This window comes from Thalassolituus pacificus (assembly GCF_025318105.1).
GTDB lineage: Bacteria > Pseudomonadota > Gammaproteobacteria > Pseudomonadales > Oceanobacteraceae > Venatoribacter > Venatoribacter pacificus.
Window position 1 is genome coordinate 1 of the sequence record NZ_JAOANI010000009.1, and the last position, 26410, is coordinate 26410.

23 protein-coding genes are annotated in these 26410 nt (G+C 52.8%); 9 read left to right on the forward strand and 14 right to left on the reverse strand.

Annotated features, from left to right (window positions below):
* Window positions 1–711 precede the first annotated feature (711 nt).
* On the reverse strand, window positions 712–2307 hold the full coding sequence (locus tag NYR02_RS02025; protein WP_260974729.1) for an ABC-F family ATPase: 1596 nt from the start codon (window positions 2305–2307) through the stop codon (window positions 712–714).
* Window positions 2308–2487: 180 nt separating this feature from the next.
* Here NYR02_RS02025 and NYR02_RS02030 point away from each other — a divergent pair, with 180 nt between their 5' ends.
* The 3 genes from NYR02_RS02030 to def all read left to right on the forward strand — a co-directional run bounded on the left by NYR02_RS02030 (window position 2488) and on the right by def (window position 4180).
* On the forward strand, window positions 2488–3042 hold the full coding sequence (locus tag NYR02_RS02030; RefSeq protein ID WP_260974730.1) for a DUF924 family protein: 555 nt from the start codon (window positions 2488–2490) through the stop codon (window positions 3040–3042).
* 145 nt (window positions 3043–3187) lie between these two features.
* Complete coding sequence (locus NYR02_RS02035; protein WP_476756254.1) at window positions 3188–3652, forward strand: GNAT family N-acetyltransferase; 465 nt, start codon at window positions 3188–3190, stop codon at window positions 3650–3652.
* Between the two features lie 18 nt (window positions 3653–3670).
* A complete protein-coding gene (gene def, locus NYR02_RS02040) occupies window positions 3671–4180 on the forward strand; it encodes a peptide deformylase (RefSeq protein ID WP_260974732.1) in 510 nt (169 codons plus the stop codon).
* Window positions 4181–4274: 94 nt separating this feature from the next.
* On the opposite strand, the gene NYR02_RS02045 is transcribed toward def, so the two are convergent.
* The 6 genes from NYR02_RS02045 to NYR02_RS02070 all read right to left on the reverse strand — a co-directional run bounded on the left by NYR02_RS02045 (window position 4275) and on the right by NYR02_RS02070 (window position 8467).
* Window positions 4275–4655 (reverse strand): carboxymuconolactone decarboxylase family protein, encoded by a 381-nt coding sequence (locus tag NYR02_RS02045; RefSeq protein ID WP_260974733.1) that lies wholly within the window; start codon window positions 4653–4655, stop codon window positions 4275–4277.
* 72 nt (window positions 4656–4727) lie between these two features.
* A complete protein-coding gene (locus tag NYR02_RS02050) occupies window positions 4728–5084 on the reverse strand; it encodes a MerR family transcriptional regulator (RefSeq protein WP_260974734.1) in 357 nt (118 codons plus the stop codon).
* A gap of 96 nt (window positions 5085–5180) precedes the next feature.
* On the reverse strand, window positions 5181–5999 hold the full coding sequence (locus tag NYR02_RS02055; protein ID WP_260974735.1) for a metal ABC transporter permease: 819 nt from the start codon (window positions 5997–5999) through the stop codon (window positions 5181–5183).
* Entirely contained in the window at window positions 5996–6919 is a 924-nt protein-coding gene (locus NYR02_RS02060) for a metal ABC transporter substrate-binding protein (protein ID WP_260974736.1), read from the reverse strand. Before NYR02_RS02060 ends, NYR02_RS02055 begins: the two co-directional genes overlap by 4 nt.
* A 10-nt stretch (window positions 6920–6929) precedes the next feature.
* On the reverse strand, window positions 6930–8102 hold the full coding sequence (locus tag NYR02_RS02065) for a hypothetical protein (RefSeq protein ID WP_260974737.1): 1173 nt from the start codon (window positions 8100–8102) through the stop codon (window positions 6930–6932).
* 74 nt (window positions 8103–8176) lie between these two features.
* The gene (locus NYR02_RS02070; RefSeq protein WP_260974738.1) at window positions 8177–8467 is read right to left on the reverse strand and encodes a hypothetical protein; all 291 of its coding nucleotides are present in this window, start codon (window positions 8465–8467) and stop codon (window positions 8177–8179) included.
* Window positions 8468–9251: 784 nt separating this feature from the next.
* Here NYR02_RS02070 and NYR02_RS02075 point away from each other — a divergent pair.
* From NYR02_RS02075 to NYR02_RS02085, 3 genes are all read left to right on the forward strand, one after another.
* Window positions 9252–10460: a M48 family metalloprotease gene (locus NYR02_RS02075; RefSeq protein WP_260974739.1), complete on the forward strand. Its 1209-nt coding sequence runs from the start codon at window positions 9252–9254 to the stop codon at window positions 10458–10460.
* Between the two features lie 331 nt (window positions 10461–10791).
* Entirely contained in the window at window positions 10792–11271 is a 480-nt protein-coding gene (locus NYR02_RS02080) for a YbjN domain-containing protein (RefSeq protein ID WP_260974740.1), read from the forward strand.
* An 11-nt stretch (window positions 11272–11282) separates the two neighbouring features.
* Window positions 11283–11714 (forward strand): type III secretion system chaperone family protein, encoded by a 432-nt coding sequence (locus NYR02_RS02085; protein ID WP_260974741.1) that lies wholly within the window; start codon window positions 11283–11285, stop codon window positions 11712–11714.
* Between the two features lie 84 nt (window positions 11715–11798).
* Here NYR02_RS02085 and NYR02_RS02090 read toward each other — a convergent pair whose 3' ends face one another.
* The 7 genes from NYR02_RS02090 to NYR02_RS02120 form a co-directional block, all read right to left on the reverse strand.
* Complete coding sequence (locus tag NYR02_RS02090) at window positions 11799–12905, reverse strand: CvfB family protein (RefSeq protein ID WP_260974742.1); 1107 nt, start codon at window positions 12903–12905, stop codon at window positions 11799–11801.
* 198 nt (window positions 12906–13103) lie between these two features.
* Window positions 13104–14288: a hypothetical protein gene (locus NYR02_RS02095; RefSeq protein ID WP_260974743.1), complete on the reverse strand. Its 1185-nt coding sequence runs from the start codon at window positions 14286–14288 to the stop codon at window positions 13104–13106.
* Between the two features lie 2 nt (window positions 14289–14290).
* A complete protein-coding gene (locus NYR02_RS02100; RefSeq protein WP_260974744.1) occupies window positions 14291–15448 on the reverse strand; it encodes a methanobactin export MATE transporter MbnM in 1158 nt (385 codons plus the stop codon).
* A 321-nt stretch (window positions 15449–15769) separates the two neighbouring features.
* Window positions 15770–16627, reverse strand: coding sequence for an MbnP family copper-binding protein (locus tag NYR02_RS02105; protein WP_260974745.1), 858 nt, complete (start codon window positions 16625–16627; stop codon window positions 15770–15772).
* Window positions 16628–16880: 253 nt separating this feature from the next.
* Complete coding sequence (locus NYR02_RS02110) at window positions 16881–19001, reverse strand: methyl-accepting chemotaxis protein (RefSeq protein WP_260974746.1); 2121 nt, start codon at window positions 18999–19001, stop codon at window positions 16881–16883.
* 516 nt (window positions 19002–19517) lie between these two features.
* The gene (locus tag NYR02_RS02115) at window positions 19518–20300 is read right to left on the reverse strand and encodes a crotonase/enoyl-CoA hydratase family protein (RefSeq protein ID WP_260974747.1); all 783 of its coding nucleotides are present in this window, start codon (window positions 20298–20300) and stop codon (window positions 19518–19520) included.
* Window positions 20301–20326: 26 nt separating this feature from the next.
* A complete protein-coding gene (locus NYR02_RS02120; RefSeq protein ID WP_260974748.1) occupies window positions 20327–22117 on the reverse strand; it encodes an acyl-CoA dehydrogenase in 1791 nt (596 codons plus the stop codon).
* A gap of 218 nt (window positions 22118–22335) precedes the next feature.
* Here NYR02_RS02120 and NYR02_RS02125 point away from each other — a divergent pair, with 218 nt between their 5' ends.
* The 3 genes from NYR02_RS02125 (at window position 22336) to NYR02_RS02135 (ending at window position 26372) form a co-directional block, all read left to right on the forward strand.
* On the forward strand, window positions 22336–23316 hold the full coding sequence (locus NYR02_RS02125) for a GlxA family transcriptional regulator (RefSeq protein ID WP_260974749.1): 981 nt from the start codon (window positions 22336–22338) through the stop codon (window positions 23314–23316).
* A 150-nt stretch (window positions 23317–23466) separates the two neighbouring features.
* Window positions 23467–25842 carry a DUF2341 domain-containing protein gene (locus tag NYR02_RS02130; RefSeq protein ID WP_260974750.1) on the forward strand — a complete coding sequence of 792 codons (2376 nt, stop codon included), beginning with the start codon at window positions 23467–23469 and terminating at the stop codon, window positions 25840–25842.
* Window positions 25843–25868: 26 nt separating this feature from the next.
* Window positions 25869–26372, forward strand: coding sequence for a YbaN family protein (locus tag NYR02_RS02135; RefSeq protein ID WP_260974751.1), 504 nt, complete (start codon window positions 25869–25871; stop codon window positions 26370–26372).
* Window positions 26373–26410 lie beyond the last annotated feature (38 nt).

Here is a 26410-nt window from a genome sequence, read left to right on the forward strand (position 1 = left end):
GCCACACAGGGCTAACAATGGGCTGAGCCCATCTGCAGCCGAAGAATTACTTAAGACCGTGTCCGGAATTAGTTGACCACTACACTTCTCCCCGGGCCCCTGCTTTGCGCTTTCTGGCCCGTAATCCTTGAAACCTTGATATTTACTGGCCGCGCGCCTCATCGGCCATCCATGGCCGGAGCCGCTTGTCCGCATCCCTGCGGACAGACCAGACATATCAGCGGTTTCTGCGGCGGGCCCAGAGGCGCGGTTCATCCCAGCCGCAACGTTGTTTTTATCGAACAATAATATCCGTTCTGAAAAGCCGCTTGGAGGAATAATCAATGCGCCTGCAGGACGCCGGAATGAAGAGCACTGAGCCGGCGCGCCTCTGCATGGATGCAGAGCGAGCGGATAGGGCCATGGATGGCCCATTATCCGCGTTGCCGTGACTGAGGTGGTCTGAATGGAGGAAAAAGGCCTGCACAGCGCGAAGCTGGGGTCGGCCCGCCGGCAAGGGGATAAGTTCCCCTGGGAGGCATTGGGCGTTTCAAAATGATTTAAAACGTTAAGTGAACAGCATTACGCTGATGGTCGTACATTATTGAGGGCTGTAGGGAAGAACTGCGTCTGGCGGGAGCATTCAGGAAATTACCGGGCGGTTATTTCCTGAATTTTTTGTACTCGCTGCATCAGAGCTGATGCAGCGTATCGCGTGGTAAAACCGGGCGCTTATTCAACGCCCTGAGACTTCAGGTACTCGTCGTAAGTACCGTGGAAGTCGACGATCTCGTGATCGCGGATTTCGATAATGCGGGTCGCCAGCGAGGATACGAATTCACGGTCGTGGGACACGAAAATCAGCGTACCTTCGAACATTTCCAGAGCCGCGTTCAGCGACTCGATGGATTCCATATCCATGTGGTTGGTCGGTTCATCCATGATCAGCACGTTGTGGTTGTGCATCATCAGTTTACCGAACAGCAGACGGCCTTTTTCACCACCGGAGCACACTTTCACTGACTTCTTGATGTCGTCCTGGTTAAACAGCAGACGACCCAGCGTCGCACGAACGGCCTGATCATCATGCTCGGTGGTTTTCCAGCGTTCCATCCAGGCGAACAGATCCATGTTTTCGGCAAATTCGTACTCGTGATCCTGCGCGTAGTAACCCAGGTTCGCGTTTTCTGCCCATTTGATCATGCCGGATGTCGGCGTCAGATCATTAACCAGGCACTTGAGGAAGGTGGTTTTACCCGCGCCGTTGGCACCGATAACCGCAATCTTCTCGCCGGCTTCAACCATCAGGTTGGTGTTTTTAAACAGAGGGGCATCGCCGTCATAGGCATGTGCCAGACCTTCCACTTCCAGCGCCAGACGGTGCAGTTTCTTTTCCTGGGTAAAGCGGATAAACGGGTTCTGACGGGTCGACGGTTTAATGTCGTCCAGTTTGATCTTGTCCATCTGCTTGGCACGGCTGGTGGCCTGCTTGGCTTTTGAAGCGTTGGCCGAGAAGCGCGATACGAACTGTTGCAGTTCGGCAATCTGCGCTTTCTTCTTGGCGTTTTCTGATTGCATACGCTCGCGCGCGGCGGTCGAGGCAATCATAAAGTCATCGTAGGTGCCCGGATAAATGCGGATATCGCCGTAGTCGATGTCGGCCATGTGGGTACAAACGGAATTCAGGAAGTGACGGTCGTGCGAGATGATGATGATGGTGCACTTCATGTCATTGAGGATACCTTCCAGCCAGCGGATGGTGTTGATATCCAGGTTGTTGGTTGGTTCGTCGAGCAGCAGGATGTCCGGGTTAGAGAACAGCGCCTGAGCCAGCAACACACGCAGCTTCCAGCCCGGAGCCACTTCACTCATCGGGCCTTCGTGTTGTTCGGTCGGGATACCAGCGCCCAGCAGCAGTTCGCCCGCGCGGGAATCGGCGGTGTAGCCGCCCATTTCGGCGAATTCACCTTCCAGCTCAGCGGCACGCATATAATCGTCTTCGGTCGCTTCAAGGTTGGCGTAGATGGCATCGCGCTCTTCTTTAACGGCCCACAGTTCCCGGTTGCCCATCATCACGGTATCAATAACGCGGTACTGTTCGAAGGCGAACTGATCCTGGCTCAGCTTGCCCAGACGCTCGTTCGGACTGACGCTGACGTTGCCGGCGGTTGGTTCCAGCGAACCATCCAGAATCTTCATAAAGGTGGACTTACCGCAGCCGTTAGCGCCAATAAGGCCATAGCGATTACCGTCGCCAAATTTGACGGAGATGTTTTCGAACAGAGGCTTGGCACCAAACTGCATGGTGATATTAGCGGTGGAGATCACGGGTCAATCCTGATAGAAGAAGGGTTTTACGAAAGGGCGCGACTATACGTGTTTTTCGTGCAAAAAACGAGCATCTGAGGCGCTTTCGCGCCGCGTTGGGATGATTTCAGTGTCTGCTTTGAGGTTGGGGGAAAGCCGGGTGAGAGTCCGCCAGCCGCCCAGACATTCAGGAGAAGAATCATGAATACAGACAATATCGATGAACAGACCGTACTGGACTTCTGGTTCAGCGAACTGAGCCCCAAACAATGGTGGGTGAAAGACCCGCAGCTGGACCGGGAGATTGAGCGCCGCTTTGGCGCAGTGCATGCCGCGGCCTGTGCCGGGGAACTGTATCACTGGCGTGTCAGTGCACGCGGACGGCTGGCGGAAATCATTGTGCTCGACCAGTTTTCACGCAATATCTACCGCGACAGCGGGCATGCCTTTGCCGCTGATCCGTTAGCACTGGTGCTGGCACAGGAAGCGGTGGCAGCAGACGCTGATGCGGCTCTGGCGGTGAGCGAATGCCTGTTTCTGTATATGCCTTATATGCACAGCGAATCGCTGCGGATTCACGATGAAGCGCTGCGTCTGTTTGCCCGTCCGGGGCTGGAAGATAACCTTAACTTTGAACACCGCCACCGCGATATTATTACGCGCTTTGGCCGCTATCCGCACCGCAATGCCTTGCTGGGGCGCGAATCGACGGCAGAAGAACTGGCGTTTTTACAGCAGCCGGGGTCGTCGTTTTAGGATTTGTTCAGAATACAGGTACAGGGAATCGTTATGTTTACGCTTGATATTAATGAGTCAGTCAGCCTGGCTCTGGTTCATCCATCGTTCGCCGGCCGCTATCTGGCGATTGTTGAGGCTGAGCGCGACTATCTTTCGGAGTGGCTTGCTTTCAGAGTGGCTTGCCTGGCCGCCCCACGCCGATTCGGAAGAATTTTTCCTGCGCTTTATCCGTGGTGCTCTGCATGATTATGCCGATGGTAAAGCGATGACGTGCGCGGTGTTGTACCAGGGCGTTGTGGTGGGTAATGTCAGCTACAACAGCATTTGCCGAAACCTTGGTAAAGCGGAAATCGGCTACTGGCTGAGCAAGGAATATCAGGGGCGGGGGATTATGACGACGGCGGTCCGCTATCTTATCAGTGATGCTTTTACCCGTCTGAATCTGCATAAAGTGCAGATATCGGTTGCTGCAGATAATGGGCCGAGCCGTGCGGTATGCGAACGCCAGCATATGACCCTTGAAGGCATTATCCGCAACAGTGAAAACCTTAATGGCCGGGTAGTGGATCATGCCATCTACGGGATACAATACGCGCAATGGCTGGCCTTAATGCTCGCTGAAACCTGACAGGAACCCCTATTTTTTATGGCTGTTTTAACCGTATTGCAAGCACCTGACCCCCGCCTGCGGGAAGTTGCCCGCCCGGTAACCGATATCCGCAGCGTACAGACGCTGATCGACGATATGTTCGACACCCTGTACGCCACCGATGATGGCATTGGTCTGGCCGCGACTCAGGTGGGCCGTCGTGAAGCCTTGCTGGTGATTGATCTTTCGGAAGAACGTAATGAGCCGCTGGTGCTGATTAATCCGGAAATTATTCGCGGAGAGCATAAAGAAGCCGGCCAGGAAGGTTGTTTATCAGTGCCCGGCTATTATGCCGATGTTGAGCGTTTTACCTCGGTGACGGTGTCGGCGCTGGATCGTGATGGTAAGGCCATCACCATCGAGAGCGATGATTTTCTGGCTGTCGCAATACAGCATGAAATGGATCATTTAAAAGGCAAATTATTCATTGATTATCTGTCGCCGGTTAAACAGCAGATGGCGTTGAAAAAGGTGAAAAAACAGCAGCGGGAACATGCCCGCGGCTGAATGATTGAAATCGCCGTCAGCAGGACGCTGACGGCGATTTATTTTCTTAAGCGGTGCCTTTAACTAAGGCCTGTTTAAGTAGTGTTAACCGGCCCTAAAGCAGGCCACGTTCCTGCAGTACCTCTTTAAATGCAAACATGGCATTCAGTGCCGCCGGAAAGCCGGCATAAACCGACATCTGTAAAATCACTTCTTTTATTTCATCGGCGCTGCAGCCGACATTCAGGGCGGCCTGCAAATGCACCTTGAGTTGCGGCTGGCAATTGCCAAGTGCTGTAAGTGCGGCCACGGTGGCTATTTCGCGTGATTTAAGGTCCAGCCCCGGACGGGAATAGATATCGGCAAAAGGGTATTCGATGGTGTAGCGCGCCAGATCCGGACAAATATCCTGCAGGCTGTCGATCACCTTATGCCCGGCTTCACCATCAATTTCGCTGAGTTTTTTCAGCCCCTGTTCAAAACGTGATGACGTCATGATCCTGCTCCTGAATGTTTAATAATGAGCGGGCAGGTTAGGGCTTTGAGTTAACTCTAAGTCAAGCGGATTTCAGCCCTTGCCGGTCAGCTGACGGTAATAACCGATTTTGTTATCCAGAACCTGCAGATGCTCCAGTTCGCGGGCAATTCTTGCCTGCAGAATATCGCGGTGCTGTTGCAGTAACCGCTGGCGTTCAGCCATTGTGCTGTCGCCCTGTGCGCGGAATTCTGCGTATTCAATAATGTGCTGCAGCGGCATACCGGTGTCTTTAAGACGCAGAATAAAGGTGATCCATTCCAGATCTTTATCGCTGAATACCCGGTGGCCACTCTGGTTGCGCTGTACCTGCAACAAGCCGATTTTTTCGTAATAGCGCAGGGTATGGGCAGAAACCCCGGTTTGTTCGGCAAAGGCTTTGATATTCATAAAAACAACCGGATAGCGTGAATTAAGGATGTGATACGAATGGGGCAGACCGCCGAACGGGCTGGTCGGCGGTCTGTTGTGTAGCTGTTGTGCTGTTTATAGCGGAACGGCGGCATCCTGCGATGCCTTAAGTTTACCATTTGCCACGGCAGCGCTGAGACCACAAACCAGCGCCATGGTGCAAACGATGGTTGCTCCTGACGGCAGATCCCACAGCGCTGACAGCATCAGCCCGGCGGCATAAGCACAAGCCCCGGTAACGTAAGCACGCAGCAGCGGATGCTGGCGGACTTTCTGCACGGCAAGTGCCGGCATAATCAGGCTGGCAAACACCAGATAGACACCAACCAGTTGCACCGAGGTGGTGACACTGATGGCAAACAGGGCATAAAACAACAGCGGACTCTGTTGTTTGCCACGACCGCCTCTCAAGCCACCGCCAAAGCCAAGCCCAAACCACAGCGCCAGTACCGCCGCATAAATAATAGCCACCGGGATCAGCTGGCTGTAGCTTACCCACAGAATCTGTCCGGCAAGCAGGTCTTTTAATGCTTCGCCACCATGTGGGTTGCTGCTTAAAACCAACAAACCGCCACTGGCGGCGAGTACAAATACACAGCCGATAATGGCTTCCTGGTTGTCTTCCCACAGCGTCTCGGTGGCATACAGCAACAGCGCGCCGCCCAGAGCGGCTGCCATGGCGATCAGCTGTACCTGCCAGCCACCGGCTTCCCAGCCCAGACTGTAGGCAATGATGACCCCGAGTCCGGCGATCTGGGCAATGGCCAGATCAAGGAAAATAATACCGCGGCTTAGCACCTGCCGCCCCAGTGGTACATGGGTTGTCAGCACCAGCAGCCCGGCGAGAAACGCCGGGGCAATGATGGATAGATCGAGATTGCTGAACAGGCTCATGGTGCGAGTCCGTTCAGCAGGCGCGAAACAGTGTCGTCGTAGAGGCTGAACAGATCCTGCGCCTGTTCACTGCCACCCACGGTAAAGGGCAGGGCAATGGCCGGAAGACCGGTTTTATCCGCCAGCCATTCGTCAGCACGGCCATCCTGATAGGCCGCGCGGATAATCATTCTGGCCGGCTGGGCATCCAGCTGTTGCAGTACCTCCGCCAGATGCCCGGCACTGGCGGGCACGCCGGGTTTTGGCTCCAGCGTGGCTACTTCCTTCAGCCCCAGCCACTGCTGCAGGTAACTCCAGCTGCGGTGGTGCACCACAATGGCAACACCGCGCAACGGTGCTGCTTTTGTTTCCCAGCGCTGAATGGCGACCTGCCAGCGGCGGCTGAAATCATCGGCGCGCTGCTGATAGGCGGTGCTGTTGTCAGCATCCAGCTGTTGCAACAGCGGCAGCAGGGCTGCGGCAACCTTGCTGATATTGTGCGGGCTGGTCTGGATATGCGGATTACCACCGGGATGCACATCGCCCTGTGAGCGATCGATGATTTGCGGTTTATCCAGGGTTTCGACAAAACGGGTGGCTTCAAAATAGCCGGGCTTGCCCGGTTGCACCTTGCTGTTGCCGGACTGGCGCAGCAGCAGGGGCAACCAGCCGGTTTCCAGCTCGGAGCCGGTGCAGATCAGCAGGTCGGCTTTGCGCATTTTCGCAATCAGACTCGGCCGCGCCTGAATATGATGCGGGTCCTGTAAGGCGGTGGTGGCGGTGAACACCTCAACGTCATCACCGCCCAGCTCCTGTGCCAGTGCGCCCCATTCCGGTTCGCAGGCGAAGATATTCAGCGCTGCAGCCTGTGCAGTGGCACAGCCACCAATAAGCAGCAACGGCAGCAGAACAGTGCGTGCTTTGTGTAATATTTTGTTCATCCCGCTCTCCTTAAAACCGGTGCGCGCCGTGGGCGCCGAGGCTCATGGTGTATTGCAGCAGCCACTGGTGATCGATCTGTGGCTGCGACTCATCGCGGTTGTACTGCAGACGCAGACGGCTGAACTCGCTGTTGCTGTAATCCAGCATCAGGCTGTTGCGTTGTGGGGTATGGTTTTGCGCGTCGAGCCCGCTGCCGGCAAAGGTTGCATCATTCTGGCCGGCGTCGAGCTGGTCGTGGCGCACACCGGCACGCCAGCCGTGGGCAAACTGATAGACCGTCTGCAGATACCAGCCTTTGGGTGTGGCCGAGTAGGGCAGTTCGCTGCCACCTGCGGGGGTAAAGTCACCGTCGTTTTTACTCAGCAGGTACTCGCCCTGCACTTTAACGCTGCGGTTATAGGCGTTGCCGCCCGGTGACCATTTCCACACGAAATCGGCAATGGCGACTTTGCTGCTGCCGCTGAACAGATCCGGGTTCTCTTCGTCGCCGCTTTCTCGCGCATCGGCATTGGCATTCAGGTACGACAGACCGGCGCGCCAGCTGCTGCTTATACCGATATCACCACCGCTGTGGACAAACACCGACCAGGCACCCTGGCCTTTGCTGGCGCTGCCACCGGCCGGATAAGCGCTGCCGTTAAACCATTCCGCGCCGACTTCGGTGTACAGCTCGGTTGGTGCCAGCCAGCGCAGCTGCACGCCGTCGTCTTTATATTGCGTGCCGAGTAATGCGCGATAGGCCAGCGCGGTGTCGGCAAAATCCCAGGTGTGGGCGTGCTGCTCATTGAGGTAACCGATGCCGGAGAAAAAGCGTCCGCCGCGGAAGGTCAGGCCGTCTGCCGGGCTGGTTTGTACGTAGGCGTTTTCTACTTCGGTTTCATCGCCCAGTGCGACGGTAATGGCTCCGAACCAGTCGGGGTCAATATTGGCGCTGATGTTTAATTCGGATTCTCCCAGCGCAAAGCCCTGGCTGCCGGGGTCGCTTTCTCCGCCTAAGGGCAGACCGGCGATGGCGTAGTCATCGGGTTCACGGGAAAAATGGCCGAGTGTGCCGTTCAGAATCAGGCCAATAGCCGGATTAAACGCATTGGCAGCATCGGCGGCCCACAGTGGCGCGGGCAGAATAGCGGACAGGCTAAGCAGGGCACAGCAAGGCAAAATGCCGGTACGGGATACAGACATGGTGTTCTCCTGAAAAAATATACGTATCACCGGTATGCGCTAACACACCGGTAACGATTCTGGGTTTAACGGATTCAGGAAAAACGGGGTGGGGCGCGTGCCTGGGAGGCCGGTAAAATGGCAACCGCAGTGCCAACCACGGGTGGGCAGACGGTGCTGTGCTGGCCCGGAATATAGAGGGCGGCAGGACTGAGACCAGACAGGGCCGGTGTGCTGAGATCGGATGCTTGCAGGCAATAGCTGCACAGCTCACCGGCGGGGTGTTGCTCTGAATGAATCTGATGCCATAGCGCCGCCGACTGACCGATGAGCAGCAGCATCGTCAGCAACAGAATGTGGTTCAGAGAAAGCAGGGTTCGTTTCACAGCATTGGTACCAGTGACAGGCGCGCTCAGACTAACACGCTATGGTGGTTGGTCAACCGGCAATCGGAGCCAGCCTTTGAGGGCTCTGCTTTCAAGAGAATGACGCCAGAAGAACGACGGGGTTATCCACCGGAAAAAATTGGATTCTGACGCTCAGCCGCCGATCGAGTGCGCATTCGTTATTGAGGCAGATTGCCCCCATTCTTTAATGGCTGTCGTATCTGTGCCGGATGGTGTCGTCAATAATCGTTCAGAGACGGTCATCATTCTGATGTTAAAAGGTGCTGGATTAAGCGGTCGAAGACAGGCTGCGTAATTATCCGGGCAAAACCGCTTGTTTGCCTCTTGAGTATTTATATATGCACATGAGGGAATATTTATTGTTGCTTGCTTTGTAAAATTCACAGCCAAAATTGGCACTGGCAGACAGAAATGAGACCGCCTTCATAGACGCAAAGCTGATTGTTGATATCGTAGGAATAATTACGTATTTCTCAGCCGATTCCAGTACCGTGCGTCGAATTTTTTCAGCGCTTATTGTATTTGAACGCGTGAGCGAAATAGAGTGTTCTTAATTTCTTTGTCAATTGCTTTCAAAGGCCATGCTGTCTAGAATCGACGCTTGGTGCTCAGCCTGCTTAAGAATCACATGGTCAATTACAGGGTTGTATACGATGTGGTATCGGATGTGTTGACCGATGTCAGAAACCTTGCTTTTTACCTTGCAACAGATTTATTTTCAGGCTGATTTTCAGACAACTTTAAAATTTATCGGGTGCAACCAGTGAAAGTCGAAGATGCTATTCGTTTTCAGTCAGACCTTAGTTTCTTCAATGAGCTACTGGCTAATACAAAAATTAAAGTCCTCGCGGAAAAACGCATTAAAGAAGCCCACCGTGATTCTTACCGCCGCAGTCTGTTGGGGCACAGCCTGAGAGTCAGTCCCAGACTGGCACCGGATCTGTTTAAGTACGTGCGCAAGGCTCAGGAAAAGTTAGAGCTGGGCGATAAAAATATTGAAGTCTACATCTATAACAGCCCTGAACCGAATGCCAGCTGCAGCTACACCGGCGGCGATGACATCATTCTGACCTTCAGCTCCGGCCTGTTAACTTCAATGAACGAAGCTGAAATCAGCTTTGTGGTTGGCCATGAACTGGGCCATGCCTTATTCGAACACTATGCCTTGCCGACCCACGGAATTCTGGAAGCCGGTTCTCTGGATGCCAGTGACGCCATGAAGCTCATGTCCTGGAGTCGTCGTGCCGAAATCTCTGCGGACAGGGCCGGTTTATTTGTGTGCGAAAGCCCTAAAGCGGCCATCAGTTCTTTCCTCAAATTGTCCTGTGGTGTGGCTCATCCGATTATTGAATTTGATCTGCATGAATATTCATCACAAATTCAGGACCTGTCAGAACTGTCAAAAAATACAGAAGACACGTCACACTGTTATTCCAGCCATCCGTTTAATCCAATTCGTGTCATGGCGGTTGACTTGTACAGCCAGTCAGACGAATTCCGCCAATTAACGGGTCAGGGCGCAGGTAATAAAAAACTCGCAGATGTCGATGACAGCATCCATAAAGTCCTTGCCTATATGGAGCCTGTCAGCGATGAAGAAAAACAGGCATTGCATAATCAGGCGATGTTTTGGGGCGGTGCCTGGGTTGCCTTCGCCGATGGTCATCTGGCTGAAGAAGAAGCCGAAAACCTGATTGCACAGGCCGGTGAAGCAATCTACCAGGAAGGTATTCAGGAACTTGAGCAAGCAGAAAATCCGGTAGAACTTGCGCAAGCCCGTTTTATTGAAAGTTCTAAACCCTTGTTGTCTTTAGGGGCCTCAAATCGTTGCGCCTTTATTCAGCGTTTGGTGGTGGTGGCCAGAGCCGATCAGAATATTGATGATCGCGAACTGGAAGCACTGACCGAAATGGCGAAAATTATGAAGGTTGAACCTTCTTTTGTTCAGCAGATTTTAATGTTCCTAGATTAATGTCTGTTTATACCAATCAGAGCGGTTTTGCGGCGAGACTGTTTTTGACAGAGCAAGGCACGGGGATTGGTATAGCGAAGGGTATTTATGCCCGACCCCCTGCGGGGGTGCATGCCAATAGGCTCCGGCAGATTGGTTACTGGCGGACGAATGCCGGTACGCAGTGATGGAGACAGCAGGCCTGAGCCCGAAGGGGCAGGTTAAACATCCCATCGTCTGTGATCGTACTCGTTAGCTTAACTATCAGGCTGCTTGTCAGCCCTGATGGATAAATTTTTAACCACTAACAGGCCTTGTTTAAATGGTATTAACAGGCCCAAGGGAGAAGTGAATGACATCGAATGTTGATGATGCAGGAAACGCGAACAATCCATACCCAAACCCGTTCACCAACAAGGTTGTTGCTTACTGTGAAGAGATTGGCTGGAATTTTGAAGTAAGATCCGAAACCTCAATGAAAATGCTGTTTGTTGAGGACGATGATCGTTCACAACTGGTCTTTTTTAATCGCCAGCAGACAGGTAATGGTCAGGAAGTGGTTTGTGTTTCTTCGCCTGTTGTACGCCTGAGCACCATTCAGGAATCCGACATTGACCAGAAGGCATTTTTTAACGAACTGCTGGAACTGAATGCCCGTTCCTCCAACTATCGTTGGGCCTTCACCCGCATGAACGAAGAAGAAGAACTGCTGATTGCCTGCGTTGATCTGTTATTGGACACCATGGATCTGAAAGAAATGGCCATGGCCGTATCCGCAGTATCAACCGTTGCCGATCGTATGGAAAATCGTTTTGGCGTGGACGAGTTTTAAGGGAGATTAAAATGTCGAATAAGTTTCATGAAATCATTGGTCGTCATGCCGAGCAGCTTGGTGTCAATCTGAAAGTTGATAACGAGCGCATGATCAGTGCAATGTTTGATATGGGTGAAGGCCGTACACAGCGTGTACTTGTGTTGCATCACCCGAGTGAAGATGGCACTAAAGATATTGTTGAAATTGCTTCAGCAGTATTGGATTTAAGCGGTATGCCCGATCAGCAGATTGGTGCTGCGATGGCACTGAAATTACTGCGTGAGAATGACAGCACGCTGTGTGCATCATGGGCCATTGATAAAGTGGGCGGTTGTCATCTGGTTGCTATGGGCAACTGGTGGTTGGATGAGATGGATGCCGACGAGTTTGGCACGACTCTGTATGGTGTCGCCGCAATGGCCGATAACCTTGAGCAACAGCTCGGTGTCGATAACTTCTGATGCTGTAACGAAAACGGCCGCAGATAACAGAGTTATATGCGGCCGTTTTTTTATTCTTCCGTATTGCTCAGGATGACTCCCTGATCAGGATTTCTTTTTCAGACTCAGTGTTTTTTCCGATTTTGTTTTCGGATTACGATACACTTTTGGCGCGGACTTTTTCTCGGCCGGCTTTTTATCAGTCTGATCCTGATTATTTTCTTCTTTCTTTTTACCTGCTTTCTGCGCTTTTTGGGCAGATGATTTTGGTTCTTTAGCCGGTTTTCTGGCGTCTTTGCCAGACTCTTTTTTCGCTTCTTTTTTCAGGTCTTTATTGACTGCACTCTTCTGGTCAGCTTCTGTTGCCAGACGGATGCCAGTTTCTTCAATGACAATTTTTCGTTCTTTATACAGCTTACCAATGGCCATTTTAAATGTGCGCTTGCTGACGCCAAATTGCAGCTCGATCAATTCTGCCGGGGAGTGATCATTCAGATTCAGGCGACCGTGGCTTTCTTCCATTTTCTGCAGAATTTTTTTCGCCAGCGGATCGGCTTTGGTGTGTCCTACAGGCTCCAGCATCAGGTCGAGTTTATGATCGTCGCGCAGACGCTTAATGTAGCCTTCAACGCGCTGACCAATACGAATAGCTTTACGGATATCGTCGTTATGCAGTAAGCCCCAGTAAGTGTCATTAACCACGGCTTTGTAACCAATATCGGTGCGTTGGGCGATCAGCAGTTTGACTTTATCGCCATTGGCCAGAGGAATCGGTGCGCCAGGCCAGTTGGCTTTGACTTCATCCTTGATAAAGCGGTTTAAACGTGCACTGGCAACGATGCGGTTGGTGTTATCCAGATACAGATACACGGCGTACGATTTACCCGCTTCCATGCGATGGGTTTGTTCGGCGAAAGGGACGAACACATCTTTCGCCAGACCCCAGTCGAGGAACGCGCCGGTTTGGTTAACATCCACCGCTTCCAGCCAGGCAGCCTGATGCAACTGGGCTTTCGGACGCAGGCAGGTCGCAATCGGCCGGTCGTCGGAATCGAGATAAACGAACACCCTGAGGCTGTCACCGATTTTAGTACCGGCGGGAATCTGTTTGCGTGGCAGCAGAATTTTGCCACCGTCGTTGTCATCCAGATACAGGCCGTGGGGCTGTTCATCGAGTACGGTCAGGGTGTTGTAGAGTCCGAGTTCGGCCATGATGGTATTCCGCGGCAAGGTGTGTCGTTGCGCAGCGCAGCGCTGCAGTATTCAGAGCCGGATTCACTGAGTGTGAACAGGCTCTGAGAGGATCTCTGGCCGGTGGCCAGCGCCGCGCAGTTTATCACAGCCATGGGCCAGGCAGAATGATTCAGCGGCTGCAGAATCCGGTCGCAGGCGTGTTGTCGTCCGTGATGATCAGAAGCGGTAGCTTTGCTGCGCCAGTAGCTGCCACTGCGCCGAACCCCGCAGCCAGCTGTTTTGTTGCTGCCACTGGTATTTGACGGTGGTGTTACCCTGATCATTGAAGCGATAACCCAGCAGCATAATCTGGCGTTGCGGGTCGTCGTCGGCCTGATTCAGTACCGAGGTGGTGAGATCGCTGGAGGCAACCTCCGACAGTTCAACATCGCTGCCCAGCCATTCATGGCGCACCGCAGCAATCAGACCATTGTTGGCTTTAAAACTGGCTTCGGCATAGCCGCCCCAGCTGTCGAGTTGCAGATTGGCTGTGGCGTCGGTGGTTTGTCCGGCGGCGCTGCGCAAGGCGCCACGTTCCTGGCGCTGTTGGTACTCACTTTCAAAGGAGAACGTACCGGCAGTGATGCTCTGATGCACAAACAGGCTGAGGCCGAATTGCGTCAGGTGACCATCAAAAAACTCGGTGGCCGTGCTGCCGTGCGAATGTTGCTGTGGGTTCAGTGAAAAAAGATTGAGCCCACGGTCTTGCAGATTGGCGTGGTACAGGTCGAGCTTTATCCCGGCCAGGCGTCCTGCGTTACGGTAGCCCAGTACCGACGATGCCAGCGCGGCAGCACTGGCGCCGTTGGTTTCAAACAGGGAAGTGGAAAAGCCTCCCAGCTGTTGCCGGAACCACCAGTTACCCTGTTGTGATTCGTGTTGCAGGTTAATGCCGGCTTCGGCTGTTTGTCCGCCCCAGAACACCTGGTTGACCAGCGTCGGACTGATCATCGTCCAGTTATGCTCATGTAAGACATTGCGCAAGCCCAGATCAAGACGCTGCTGACCGAAGCGCAATGACCAGGCACCGTATGTTTGCGTGGCCCAGGCTTCATCAACTTCGGCACCATCGTCATGGCTGGACAGGGTGACGCGCGCGGTCTGCTTGTTATTCCAGCGGTCATTCCAACGAAAATCGCGGCTGATATCGACGTGCTGCAGATTCAGTCCGGCGTTTTCACTGTGGCCATTAATGGGTAAAAAACCGCGCGCAACGGCGGCGGGCTGGTCGCGGTAGCTGAGCATAATGTCCAGCGCCCAATCATAAGAAGCCGCTGCGCTGCTGGTGTGCATGATGCCATCATGGGCCTGAACGACAGACGCTGAGGTGGAAAGTAAAGTGGTTGCCAGTAAACGCTTCATGATTACAACTCAGCAGCAGGAAAAGGGTTGGCGAAACGCGGATCAGCAATAAACTCGTAATCGGTCAGGCTTTTTAAAAAATTCAGTAAATCGGTTTTTTCCTGAGCGCTCAGAGTAAAACCGTTTACAAAATCACTTTTATACGGATTCAGGCGGCCATCACCCTGGTTGGCGCCACTGGTAACATTACGGCCACCGGCGGCATAAAAATCGATCACGTCTTCCAGGGTGGCGATTGAACCATCGTGCATATAGGGTGCGGTTAATTCGATATTGCGCAGTGTTGGCGGGCGGAAAGCTCCCATGTCATTCCAGTCGGCGGTGACTTTAAATTTCCCCTGAATATCCTCCGGGTAACTACCGTTGTTATTCAGGTTGTATAAACCGTTATTAAAAAAGACCCGCTCGGGAAAGCGCGTATTGATGGTGACGGTTGAGCTGGAGAAATTAAAACCGTTATGGCAGTGGAAACATTCCAGACTTTCTGAAAAAAATAATTGCTGACCGCGTTTTGCGGAATCAGACAGCTGACCTTTATCAAACGCTGATCGGTCAGAAATTAAAATACGGCTGAAGGAGGCGAGCGCTTTCGCAACATTAACCAGCGTGTAAGGGTCAGTTTCATTGGGGAACGCCGCCGCGAACAACGCCTGGTACGACGGGTCGTCACGGAAGCGCTGTAATACTGTATTCAGGTTGCCGTCATTAATACCCAGCTCAACCGGAGTATCGCCGGTCAGCGGAATAAACAGCTGATCTTCAATACGGATCAGAATGGGATTCCACCAAGTGTAGCTGGCATTGTAGGCAACATTCGTCAGGCTTTGTGAGTTCAGTGCCAGGGTTTCACCGGTTGACCCCTGTGGCAGGGCTTTACCATCGGTGAATGCCAGAGCCTGTATATGACAACTCTCGCAGCTCTGCGTCTGATTACCGGAAAGGCGTTTGTCGTAAAAAAGATGGCGGCCTAATTCTGCTTTGCCATCGGTCAGGGGGTTACTATCAGGAATGGGCGGCAGGACAAAACCACCTTCCTTACTGAATTGCAGCAAAGTAGCCCCTTCGACCTGTTGCTCAAGGTCAAGATTAAATTCTGAAGAACGGCAGGCGCTGAGCAGGAAAAAACTCAGCAACAGTAAAACTCGGTGTGTTTTCAACATGAAAAACTCACTGGCCGGGCAGGAGCCCGGCCTGATAAAAGAAAGGGTTAAGGCACCTCTGAATAATTCAGTGCCCGCTTCGGCTTACTGAAAACGTTCAGATCAAGGCGCCACGTTGAAGGCATAACGGGTTACGTCAAAACGTGGCAACACCGAGCTGGATTTTTTCAGCAAGCCCCGAAGGGCGTGGGCTGCAGAGCGTTTTGACGGTGTTGTCGATTTTATAAAGGACTCGCCATTCACTGCAATCGACGCCTTGTCAAAAGCACTCTGCAGCACTCACGCGAAGCTGTGCAGAATTATTCAGAGGTGCCTTAATAATTATTCCAGAGTGATCCAGCTTTGGCTGTCACAACCGTCAGCGGCACATTCACCTGAGGTGATGTCCAAACCCATTTTACTGAACAGAGGCGCACATTCAGCATCGGTTTCTCCGGACATACAGCCCAGTGCGCCATTAACGTTGCTGGTAATATCGGAGGTGCTGACCAGTTCGGCATAATCAAAGGTAACAACGCTGTCGGCCGAGAAATTATTAAAGGTGTAGGTTGGCCGGTTTGGGCGGTCGGCAGAGCAATCAAGGTTTTCGTTGTTGCTGTCCAGAGTACAGCCGGTAGTGCCCAGGTGAATATTCCAGCCAGCCACATCCATGCGCGCATGCTTATAACCACCGGCCCAGCTCCAGGTCATACCATCGATATTTAATGGTGACGGTGCGGTGGTGCGGTCAAGATGATTCAGTTCCTGTGGAACGCCCAGGGTAAAACGCAGCTGGGTATATTCGCCAGCCGGAATCTTTCCACTGATGCTGTTATGGGTTGCAGTGGTACCACTGCTGCAGGTAGCGCTGCCATCTTCAAAATCCAGCAGAGCAACGTTCTGATGCTGCCAGTCATTCTGATCCAGTTCGACATTCACAAATTCGCCATCGTTGCCGGCAACCTGAACGGAGGAAATGTACAAACGGAAATCTTTAATGATGGGCAGGCTGCCATTGCCGGAGTTGGCGGTGCCGACCATGGTTGTATTTTCGCCACACGTCAGATCGGCACTGCCGACTTTAGCGGCAAAATTAATGGTGACTGCCTGCGGACCATTGTCCTTATTATCATTGTCGTCTCCACCGCAAGCGGCCAGAAGTGCAGCAAGCATCAGGGGAGTCAGTTTTTTGAATTCCATTACAGGTTCCTTAACAGGGAGTGGCTAGTGATTCGTTTTGAGTTATTGGTGAGTTTTTAGAAATTAGCGCGTTGAGTATTTCAGTGGCCGCGATTATCCATAGACAACCAGCAGAGTGAAGGCCGTGCGACATCATGCCGCAGGGAGAGGGCAGCGCTTGAAACAGAAATTATCTGCCGTTAAATCATGATTGTTTGACACAAAAAAGCCCCGCCAATATGCATTGGCGGGGCTGGTTGTCTGGCGTGCGGCTTCAGGTGCGCAATGCACTCAACTGTTTATCCAAACGGTCGAGCTGTTCGGTCACGTTATGGCTGCTCTGGTTGGCTTCCTGCGCCAGCTCGGCCAGCATGGTGGTGGCGTCACCGATAACGGTCAGGTTGCGGGTGATTTCTCCGCTCACTGAGCTTTGCTCTTCGGCGGCGGTCGCTACCTGACGGATATGGTCGGCAATTTCGCTGATCGCATGCACCACATTCTGCAATGAGCCGTGGGCCTCGCGGGTGGATTCCATCGCCAGTCCGGCTTTCTGGCTGCCACTATCAATAATGCTGACCGCGGCTTTTACCTCGCCCTGCAGGCTGCCAATCATATTGTTAATTTCTTCCGTCGATTCCTGTGTTTTGGACGCGAGGGTACGCACTTCATCGGCGACCACGGCAAAGCCCCGTCCCTGTTCACCGGCACGGGCGGCTTCGATGGCAGCGTTCAGGGCCAGCAGGTTGGTCTGTTCGGCAATGGAGCCAATCACCACCAGAATGCGGTTAATGTCGTCGGAGCGGGCGGAGACTTTGGTAATCGACTCGCTCGCGGTATGCATGTTTTCGCTCAGCTCCAGCACGGTTTCCACTGCGGTGGACAAATTCTGCTGCGACGCTGTAACCGTCGAATGGATATCGTTAGCGCGTACGGCAACGTCGGAGGCAATGCGTGACACTTCCTGTGCGGTGGCCGACATTTCCTGAGTTGCGGTCACCACGTTATCCATTTCGCTTTGTTGCTGGTCGGTGGCTTTGCGGGTTTTCTGGCTGATTTTCAGGTTTTCAGCCGACTCGTTGCGCACTTCAAGACTTACGTCTTTTAACGCAATGACCAGATCCCGCAATTTACTCAGGAAACGGTTAAAGCCGCCACTCAGGCTGATCAGTTCGGCGTGGGTATCCAGTTGCAGGCGCTGGGAAAGATCGCCATCGGCACTCGACAGTTGCTCGACCTGTTTGTTCAGCACGGACAGCGGTTTGGTAATGGACTGAATCAATATCGTGATTGCGGCCAGAGCTGCCCCGGCTAACACCAGAGCGAGTAACAGCTGACTGCCGAGAACCGTGGTTTTTTCTTCGGCAACCAGCGCTTTCAGGGTTTCCAGATCGGCCAGTGCAACGTCGAGTGGCAGCTCAATCAGCAGTGACCACTCACTGTTGGAGGCCGGAATTTTCAGTCCGCGGGCAACGTACAGATTGTCTTTGCCGGTCAGCAGTCCTTCACCTTTGTGTAGTTGACTCAGTGCGTCGCCTCGCTCGGGCAAAGACTCTTTTAATGGCCGCATCAGCTTATCTTTATAATGGCTGGACGCTACGACCAGGCCTATTTCACTGAGCAGTGTTACCCGGGCTTTACCGTTGTAGAGGGATTGGCTCAGTTCATCGACGAGTTTCTGGAAAATGGGCAGGTTGACGTCAACGCCGGCAATGCCGCGGAAAGTTCCGTTAACCATAATCGGGGAGGTCAGACTGGTCATCAGCTCTTCATAGCCCGGTCTGATCTCATACAGGTAGGGTTCCATCAGGCAGGGCACTTTTTTATCGCGACCGCAGAGATACCACTCCGATTGACGGATGCCGAATTCATTGCGGGCATTGAGGTATTTTTCGTCCGGGTCATCGACCTTCTGCTGTTCTACCTGACCGGCTTCATTACGGATCCAGTAAATTTCCAGAGAGCCGGTGCTTTCGGCGTTGTAAATCAGGCCGGAATCAACGAATTCGCTGTCGCGGCCGTCAAAGCCGTTACGTTCAAACTGGGCGTATGTGGAGCTGACATCGTTGTTAGCCGCGAGTGCGGCACCCATCATTTCGCTGATTTGTGCACGACTGCCATCGCCATTTTCAATCGCGGTTTTAATCGCGGCTGCCATCGTCATCGGGATACGGTAGGCGGCATTGATGTAGTTACTGATCTGCTCGCCATAGGCCTGAGTTTTTGTTTGCAGCTGGGTGATAACGGCGTTGGTCAGGTTTTTTTCACTGTGTACCTGCAATTGTTCGCTGAGTGAGGTTATTCCCTGATAGCTGCGCCAGGTCAGCGCCGCGGCCAGCAACAGAATGGCTGACAGCGTGATGGCAAACAGCTTGGTTTTTAGGGGTAAAGATTTCATTCAAGGCTCCGGATGCATGGTCATACCAAATCAGTATAGTTTCTGATCTGAGGTCTGCTTCCGGTTTGCCCGATTTGTCCTCTTGGGCCGTTTAACCTAGGGCCTGTTAACACTAAGTGAACCGGGCCTGCTGAGAGCCAGTTTTTCTCAGAACGAGGAGAGAGGAGTGATATTAGCGGGCTAAATGAATGACGAATGACGAAGTTGATGGGGAAAACTGGCCTCAGCCCGAAGGGTTATGGCTAAAAATCTCTCATCCTGCGTTGCTGTTCGCTCGCTTAACCCGTTACCAATCTGTCTGGAACAGATTGGTGTGCCAACCCCGAAGGGGTGAAGCATAGGGATGTGCTGAACATCCCACACTCTCAGCGTCTTGTCTGAGATATTTTTAACCAATAACAGGCCTGTTTAATTAGTGTTAACAGGCCCTAATGAAATAACAGGAAAAACCGCCGTTATAACGGTTTTCCTGGCGTTTATTCGTCGGGTGTTATCCGTGGGGCGTTCTTTGTGCGCTCAGCGACCGCTGAACCTTGCCGCACGGCGTTCCATAAACGAGCGTACGCCTTCGGCGGCATCCTCACTCTTTAACACTTTGCCCATATCGTCAAAGACGGTGCTCAGTGCGGCGGTATCGCCGTGCAGGCGCGCGGTTTTTGACGATTTCAGCGCGGCGCGTACACCCAACGGAGCGGCGGCGGCCACTTTCTGTGCCAGTTCGCGGGCGCGGCTGTGCAGCTGCTCGAATTCACACAGTTCGGTCAGCATGCCCCAATCATAGGCCTGCTGGCCGCTGAACTCGTCACCGGTCAGCAGGTAACGCTGGGCCCGTGCCCAGCCGATTTCTTCCGGCAGGCGTACCGTACCGCCGCCGCAGGGGTAGATACCACGCTGTACTTCCAGCTGGGCAAAGCGGGTATCAGCGGTGCCAAGACGGATATCGGTATTGAGCAGCAATTCCAGCCCGGAGGTGTAGCACAGACCATGCACGGCAATGATCAGCGGTTTGCTCAGGATTTCGCCGGAAATGCCGTAGGGGTCAATTTCACCGGAGGCTATCTGTGGAGCACCGCTCTGAGCAAAAATGGGGGCCCATTTATCCAGCTCCAGACCGGCGGTGAAGTGTTTGCCATCGGCCAGAATCACACCGACGCGTAATTCATCATCGTGTTGCAGGCGGTACAGTGCCTGGGCCAGCAGGTGGTAACTCTCCGGGTCGAGGGCGTTCAGTTTGTCGGCCCGGTTAAAAGTAATGGTGAGGATATGCTCACTGGCTTCAACAAGTACTTTGGCAGTCATGGTGTGATCCTTATACGGGGGACTGATTAAAACCAGTCCGGGTTCATGGCGGTGCAGGTATCGTCAAACCCGGTTAACAATTTGGCCTGATGCTCAATTTCCGGCAGTTCCCAGCGGATAAAGTAGCGTGCCGCCTGCAGTTTACCGGCGAGAAATTGCTGGTCGTCTTCTGCCGCCGAAGCGCCAAAGGTGTCGATGGCTTTGTCGGCCATTTCCAGCCACAACCAGCCGATCACCATCTTGCCCATCATGTCGAGGTAGAGCGCTGAGTTACCCAGTGCATCACTGACCTGACCGCTCTGCAGGGCTTTGCCCAGTACCATGGTGGTTTGCAACAGGGTGTTCAGATGCTTCTGATAGCTGGCGGTCAGCTCGCTGAGTTGTTCTTTGCTCTGCGCAGATTTCAGTGTGGCCTGCACCCGCGCCATTAACAGCTGCTGGCCTTTGCCATTGTGTTGCCATAGTTTGCGGCCCAGTAAATCCAGCGACTGAATGCCGTGGGTGCCTTCGTGAATCGGATTTAAGCGGTTGTCGCGGTAGCACTGCTCGACCGGGTATTCGCGGGTATAACCGGCGCCACCCAGCACCTGAATGGCCAGGTCGTTGGCGCGCGGGCCGTAAAACGATGGGAAAGATTTCACCACCGGGGTTAATAAGTCGAGCAGGATGCCGCTGTCGGCGTTTTGTCCGGCTTCCTGTTCATCCACTAAGCGGGCGGCCAGCAGACACAGCGCCAGCGACCCTTCGACGTAGGATTTCTGTGCCAGCAGCATGCGTTTTACATCGGCATGCTCAACGATGTTCAGCGGTTTGCTGAGCGGATCTTTCTCAACCGGAGAACGGCCCTGCGGACGGTTACGGGCGTAGTCGAGGGATTCCAGATAACCGCGGTAACCGATCATGGCGGCGCCCAGACCAACACCAATACGGGCTTCGTTCATCATTTTGAACATATACATCAGGCCCTTACCTGCTTCACCAATCAGGTAGCCGTGGCAGTCGTCTTTTTCGCCAAAGCTTAAAACGGTGGAGGTCGTGCCCCGGTAGCCCATTTTGTGCAGCAGACCGGCCAGCTGCACATCGTTGCGTGCGCCCAGCGAACCATCGGCGTTGGTGTGAAATTTCGGCACGATAAACAACGAAATGCCTTTAACCCCCTGTGGCGCGCCCTGAATACGGGCCAGCACCAGGTGCACGATATTTTCAGTGATGTCCTGATCGCCGCCGGAGATATACATCTTCTGGCCTTTAATGCGGTAACTGCCGTCATCGGCGGGCAGTGCACGGGTGGTCAGATCGCCCAGTGATGAGCCAACATCCGGTTCGGTCAGCGCCATCGTGCCGGAAAAACGGCCACTGAACATGTGCGGTACAAAGGTGGCTTTCTGTTCATCGCTGCCAAAGGCGTGGATCACATTGGCGGCGGCGCTGGTTAAGAAGGGGTAACCAGCGGTGGAAGGATTGGCCGACATAAAGTAAGCATTGGCGGCCATATGCAGCAGCGACGGAAGCTGCATGCCACCGTCGTCATAGCTGTGGCGGGCGCACAGCAGGCCGGAGTCGGCAAAGTGTTGCCAGGCTTCTTTTACTTCCGGGATGGTGCTGACTTTTTCGCCGTCAAATTGCGGCTCGTGTTCGTCCGCTTTGGCGTTGTGCGGAGCAAAGTAGTCTTCGGCAATGCGGCTTGAGGTATTCAGAATGCCATCGAAGGTGGTGCGGTCGTGCTCACTGTAATGGGGCAGTTCGGTCAGCTGCTCAGCCTGAAATACCTGATACAGCAGAAATTCCAGATCTTTCTGATTAATAAGTTTCGACACGGCTTGGCTCCCGGAGGATGAGTAAAAAGTGGAGTCATGAATTCTATGACGTATTTCACCAGTATCAGGCTTGTCATGCCGTCGGATAATCGTCAATATAGCCACACTTAATGCTAATAGTGACATAACCCATGCCGTCAGCCTGATTTTTCAGATGCCAGCTGTCGGATGTCAGGTATCAGAGTGCAGTGCAGCAGAGATTTTAAAGAGGGCCATCCATGCTTAATGTAGTGATCGCGGGTTTTGATAAAGCCCTGTCTTCGGCCATGACCGGCGTTGCCGATCTGTTTGGTCTGGCAGGTGTGACCTGGAACCGTATTCAGGGGCAGGAGCTGGAACGTTTATTTAACGTGCGCATTGCCAGCCCGGACGGCGGTCCTATCCGCTGCATTAATGGTATTCAGCTGCTGGCGCATATGAGTTACGACGATGTGCAGGATGTGGACGTGATCGTGGTGCCAACCATCGGTGGCCCGGTGGAAGATGTGATTGATGTTAATCCGCAACTGCTGGCTTTGCTGCGCCGCGCCGATGCCCACGGCTGGACCATTGCCGGTAACTGCACCGGTAATTTTTTGCTGGCCGAATCCGGCATTCTCAACGGCAAAGTAGCCACTACCCATTGGGGTTTTAAAGATCTGTTTGAGCAGCGTTATCCGCAGGTGGAACTGAAAGCCGATCAGCTGATTACCCGCCATGATCATATTTATTGTGCCGGTGGCGGTCTGGCCTGGTTTGATCTGGGGCTGCATATTATTGAGCGTAATTTTGGTTTTGAAACAGCCATTCAGACTGCCAAAGCCTTTGTGATCGATTATCGCCGCGACAGCCAGTTGTCGTATTCATTAATGCGCTTATCCAAGCCGCATAAAGACGATCTGGTGAAGCAGGTTCAGGCCTGGCTGGAAGAACACTACGCCGGTAACTTTACCGTAGATGAACTGGCCGACCGCTTCAGTGTGTCCAAGCGCACTCTGATACGTCGTTTTAATGCCGCACTGGATATGCCGCCCAATACCTATGTGCAATCTATACGCATAGAAGCTGCACAGAAATTACTGGAAGAAACCGAACGTACGGTCGATGTGGTGATGAATGATGTGGGCTATGAAGATGCCAGTTCGTTCCGCCGTTTATTCCGTAAGAAAACCGGATTAACTCCCACAGAATATCGCCGTCGTTTCAGTCGCCGCTTCTGATACCTGAACGTCTGTATATCACGGATGTTACAACTGGTTACTGCTGCAGAGGCTTTTTGACAAATAAGAGCCCGGATTGACAAAATGCGGCAGCAGTCGCGACCGGTCTTTTGCAGTACAATGCGCGCATATTAATGGAGGAAACATACAATGCGCGGGTTGTTCTGGGTTTTACTGATGGTGGCAAACAGCAGTTATGCCGGACTGCTTTGCGACTGGCCTTACCGCACAGAGATTACGCTCAGTGAAAACTCTGGTTCAACACTGACCAACTATCAGATTCTGCTGCGCATTAACGGCAACGAACTTCATCCTTCTTATAACTGGACATCCGGCGGCAACGATCTGCGCATTCTGGATCAGGATGATTCTACAGAAATTCCTTATTATGTTGATAACTGGAATGCGCAAAATAAAAGCGCAGAAGTCTGGATAAAATTATCCAGCTTGCCGGCCAACAGCAGTCGTAAAATTTATCTGTATTACGGTAAAACCGAAGCGGATCCGTTAGCGCAGGTACCGCCAGTGTTTGATAAGCTAGGTATCCGTTTTCATACCCGTTATTCAACCGTTGATCCCCAGAGCAAAGCGCAGGGCCTGGCGGCTTTTAACAACAGTAACGATAATAACCGCGGATATGGCTGCACGTTTATCAATAACTTTACAGGCATTACTAACCACAACACGTTTAACAATGGTAATGGCAGCAAAAGAAATATTGTTGCTTATTCGCAGAGTTATTTCGAAGTAAAAAGCAGTGAGGTTGGAGTCTGGTATTTTCGTTATGGCGCCGATTTTGGTCATGGTGGGGGTCTTTATATTGATGGCCAACCAATTGAAGAGCAGTGGGGAAGTAACTTGTGGTGGGGAGGACAAACTTGGCCAAATGGTAATAGTGCGGACATTTTATATGGCTCTCGCTATTTGACTTCGGGTTATCACAAAATTGAAATTATCGGTGTGGAAGACGGTGATGATGGTGGTATTACCGCTCAATTCTGTCGCCCGAATGGACGTTGTACGGATAGAAGAGAGTGGCGTCAAAGTTGGAATGCTTTCAGTACCTCAAATATTGATATTCGCTCCTACAGCTGTCCGATTTCCGAACCGACCGTTACCTTTGGTGCCCACCAGAGCTGCAGTGCAGAACTCAGCCTGAATGCAACGCCACCGGCTTTATGGGTCAGTGGCAGCGCCCGCGATATCAGCCTGAATGTGTTCAATAATGGCCCGGACGAGACATTGCCCGATACTGTACTGTCTGTCGCTTTAGGCGGTAGTTTTCAGATAAATCAGCTGGGGAGTGCGCCCTGGAATTGCTCTCTCAGCAGCGGCAGTGCGAGCTGCACCTATTCTGACGCCGTTGCTTCGGGGGAGGCGTTTAACCCGCTGACGTTGTCGGCGGTGCCGCCAGCAGGTACTGATGGCCAGAGTTTTAGTTACAGCGCACAGGTTTCTGGCCCGCAGTACGACAGTAACCGCGGCAATAATACAGCCTCTGGCTCTGTTGCCGTGCGTACATTGATTCTGCCAGCGGGACGCAGCTGTGTAGCCTCGTCCGGATTATGGACACGTTTTTTTAATACTCAGAGCAGCAGCATTGATTACCCGGCTAATGCCAGCCAGTTTCAGGCAATGGTGAATACGTTTTCCAACGAAACCTACCTGGATGGTCAGACGGTGTTTACTCAGGTAAATGGCAGTGGCAACTGGTTCGATAACCGTGGTAATGAGTATTATCTGAGCCTTTTTGATGGTTATTTATATGTACCGACCGACGGTGACTGGTGGTTGGCGCTGGATGGTGATGATGCGGTTGAACTGCGGCTGAACGATACAGTTCTTGTCAGTTGGTATGACGGACACGGTGCTCTTGGAAGGGCAAATACCAGTAATGCTCGACGTCTTGGCCTGGCCCGTGGTTATCATAAATTTGAATTTCGTCACCAGGAGTATACTGGCGGTGATTCTTATGCAGCGTATTGGAGTACGACTTCAAATAACTCTGCCGCTTACCAAATTATTCCGGCAGCGAATTTTTCGCAGTGTAATGGCGTGTATGATTTACAGCTGAACAGTACGGCGCAGGTGATTTCTGATCCGGTTAATGGCGGCAGTAATCCGAAAGCCATTCCTGGGGCGGTGATTGATTACTCGGTACGTGCCAGCAATGTTGGAACGCTGAGCTCTGACCCGGACAGCACCGTGCTTGTGCAGGCTATTGCTGCTGACTCAGAGTTTTATGTTGGTACCGACAGCACCACCAGCCCGGTCACTTTTGTTAATGGCAGTGGCAATAACCGCACCGGCCTGACGTTTACTTTTAACAGTCTGACCAGTACAACAGACGGCCTGGAATTTTCCAGTGATGGTGGTAATACCTTTAGCTATCAGCCAAGCGCCGAAGCTGATGGTTTTGATGCTCAGGTTACGCATTTCCGTCTTAAACTGAATGGCAGTATGAATCCCACGCTGGGCAATCTTCAGCCATACTTCGATTACCAATATCGGTTACGTTTACATTGATAAGACAACACTGACACAGGAACCGCATGCAGGATCAACCGCAACCGTCCGGTGATACAGCACCGGATGCCACCCTCACTGAAGCGGATGCCGGACTGCACTCACAGCTGGCGGAAAAAAAAGCCATCCGTCAGCCACTGCTGCGGGCGCTGGTACTGGGCTGTGGTTGGCTTAGTGTTGCCTTGGGTGTGTTGGGGATTTTTCTGCCGCTGCTGCCTACCACACCGTTTTTATTATTGGCGGCGGCCTGTTTTCTGCGTACCTCCCCGCGTTTTTATCTATGGCTGATCCGGCATCCGAAGCTGGGCCGTTATGTGATTTATTACCTTGATGGCAAGGGTATTCCGCTACGGGCAAAAATATACACGCTGCTGCTGATGTGGAGCACCATGCTGCTGACGGCTTTTGTGCTGGTGGATCGTTTGCCGGTAAAAATAATTCTGCCTGCCATCGGTGTGTTGGTGAGTGTTTATATTCTGCGCCAGCCAACGCTGGTTCTGCGGGATGATCGCCCGGACGGGCAGGGCTGATTGTCAGGGCTACTGATCAGCGTCAGCGGCTGGAATTT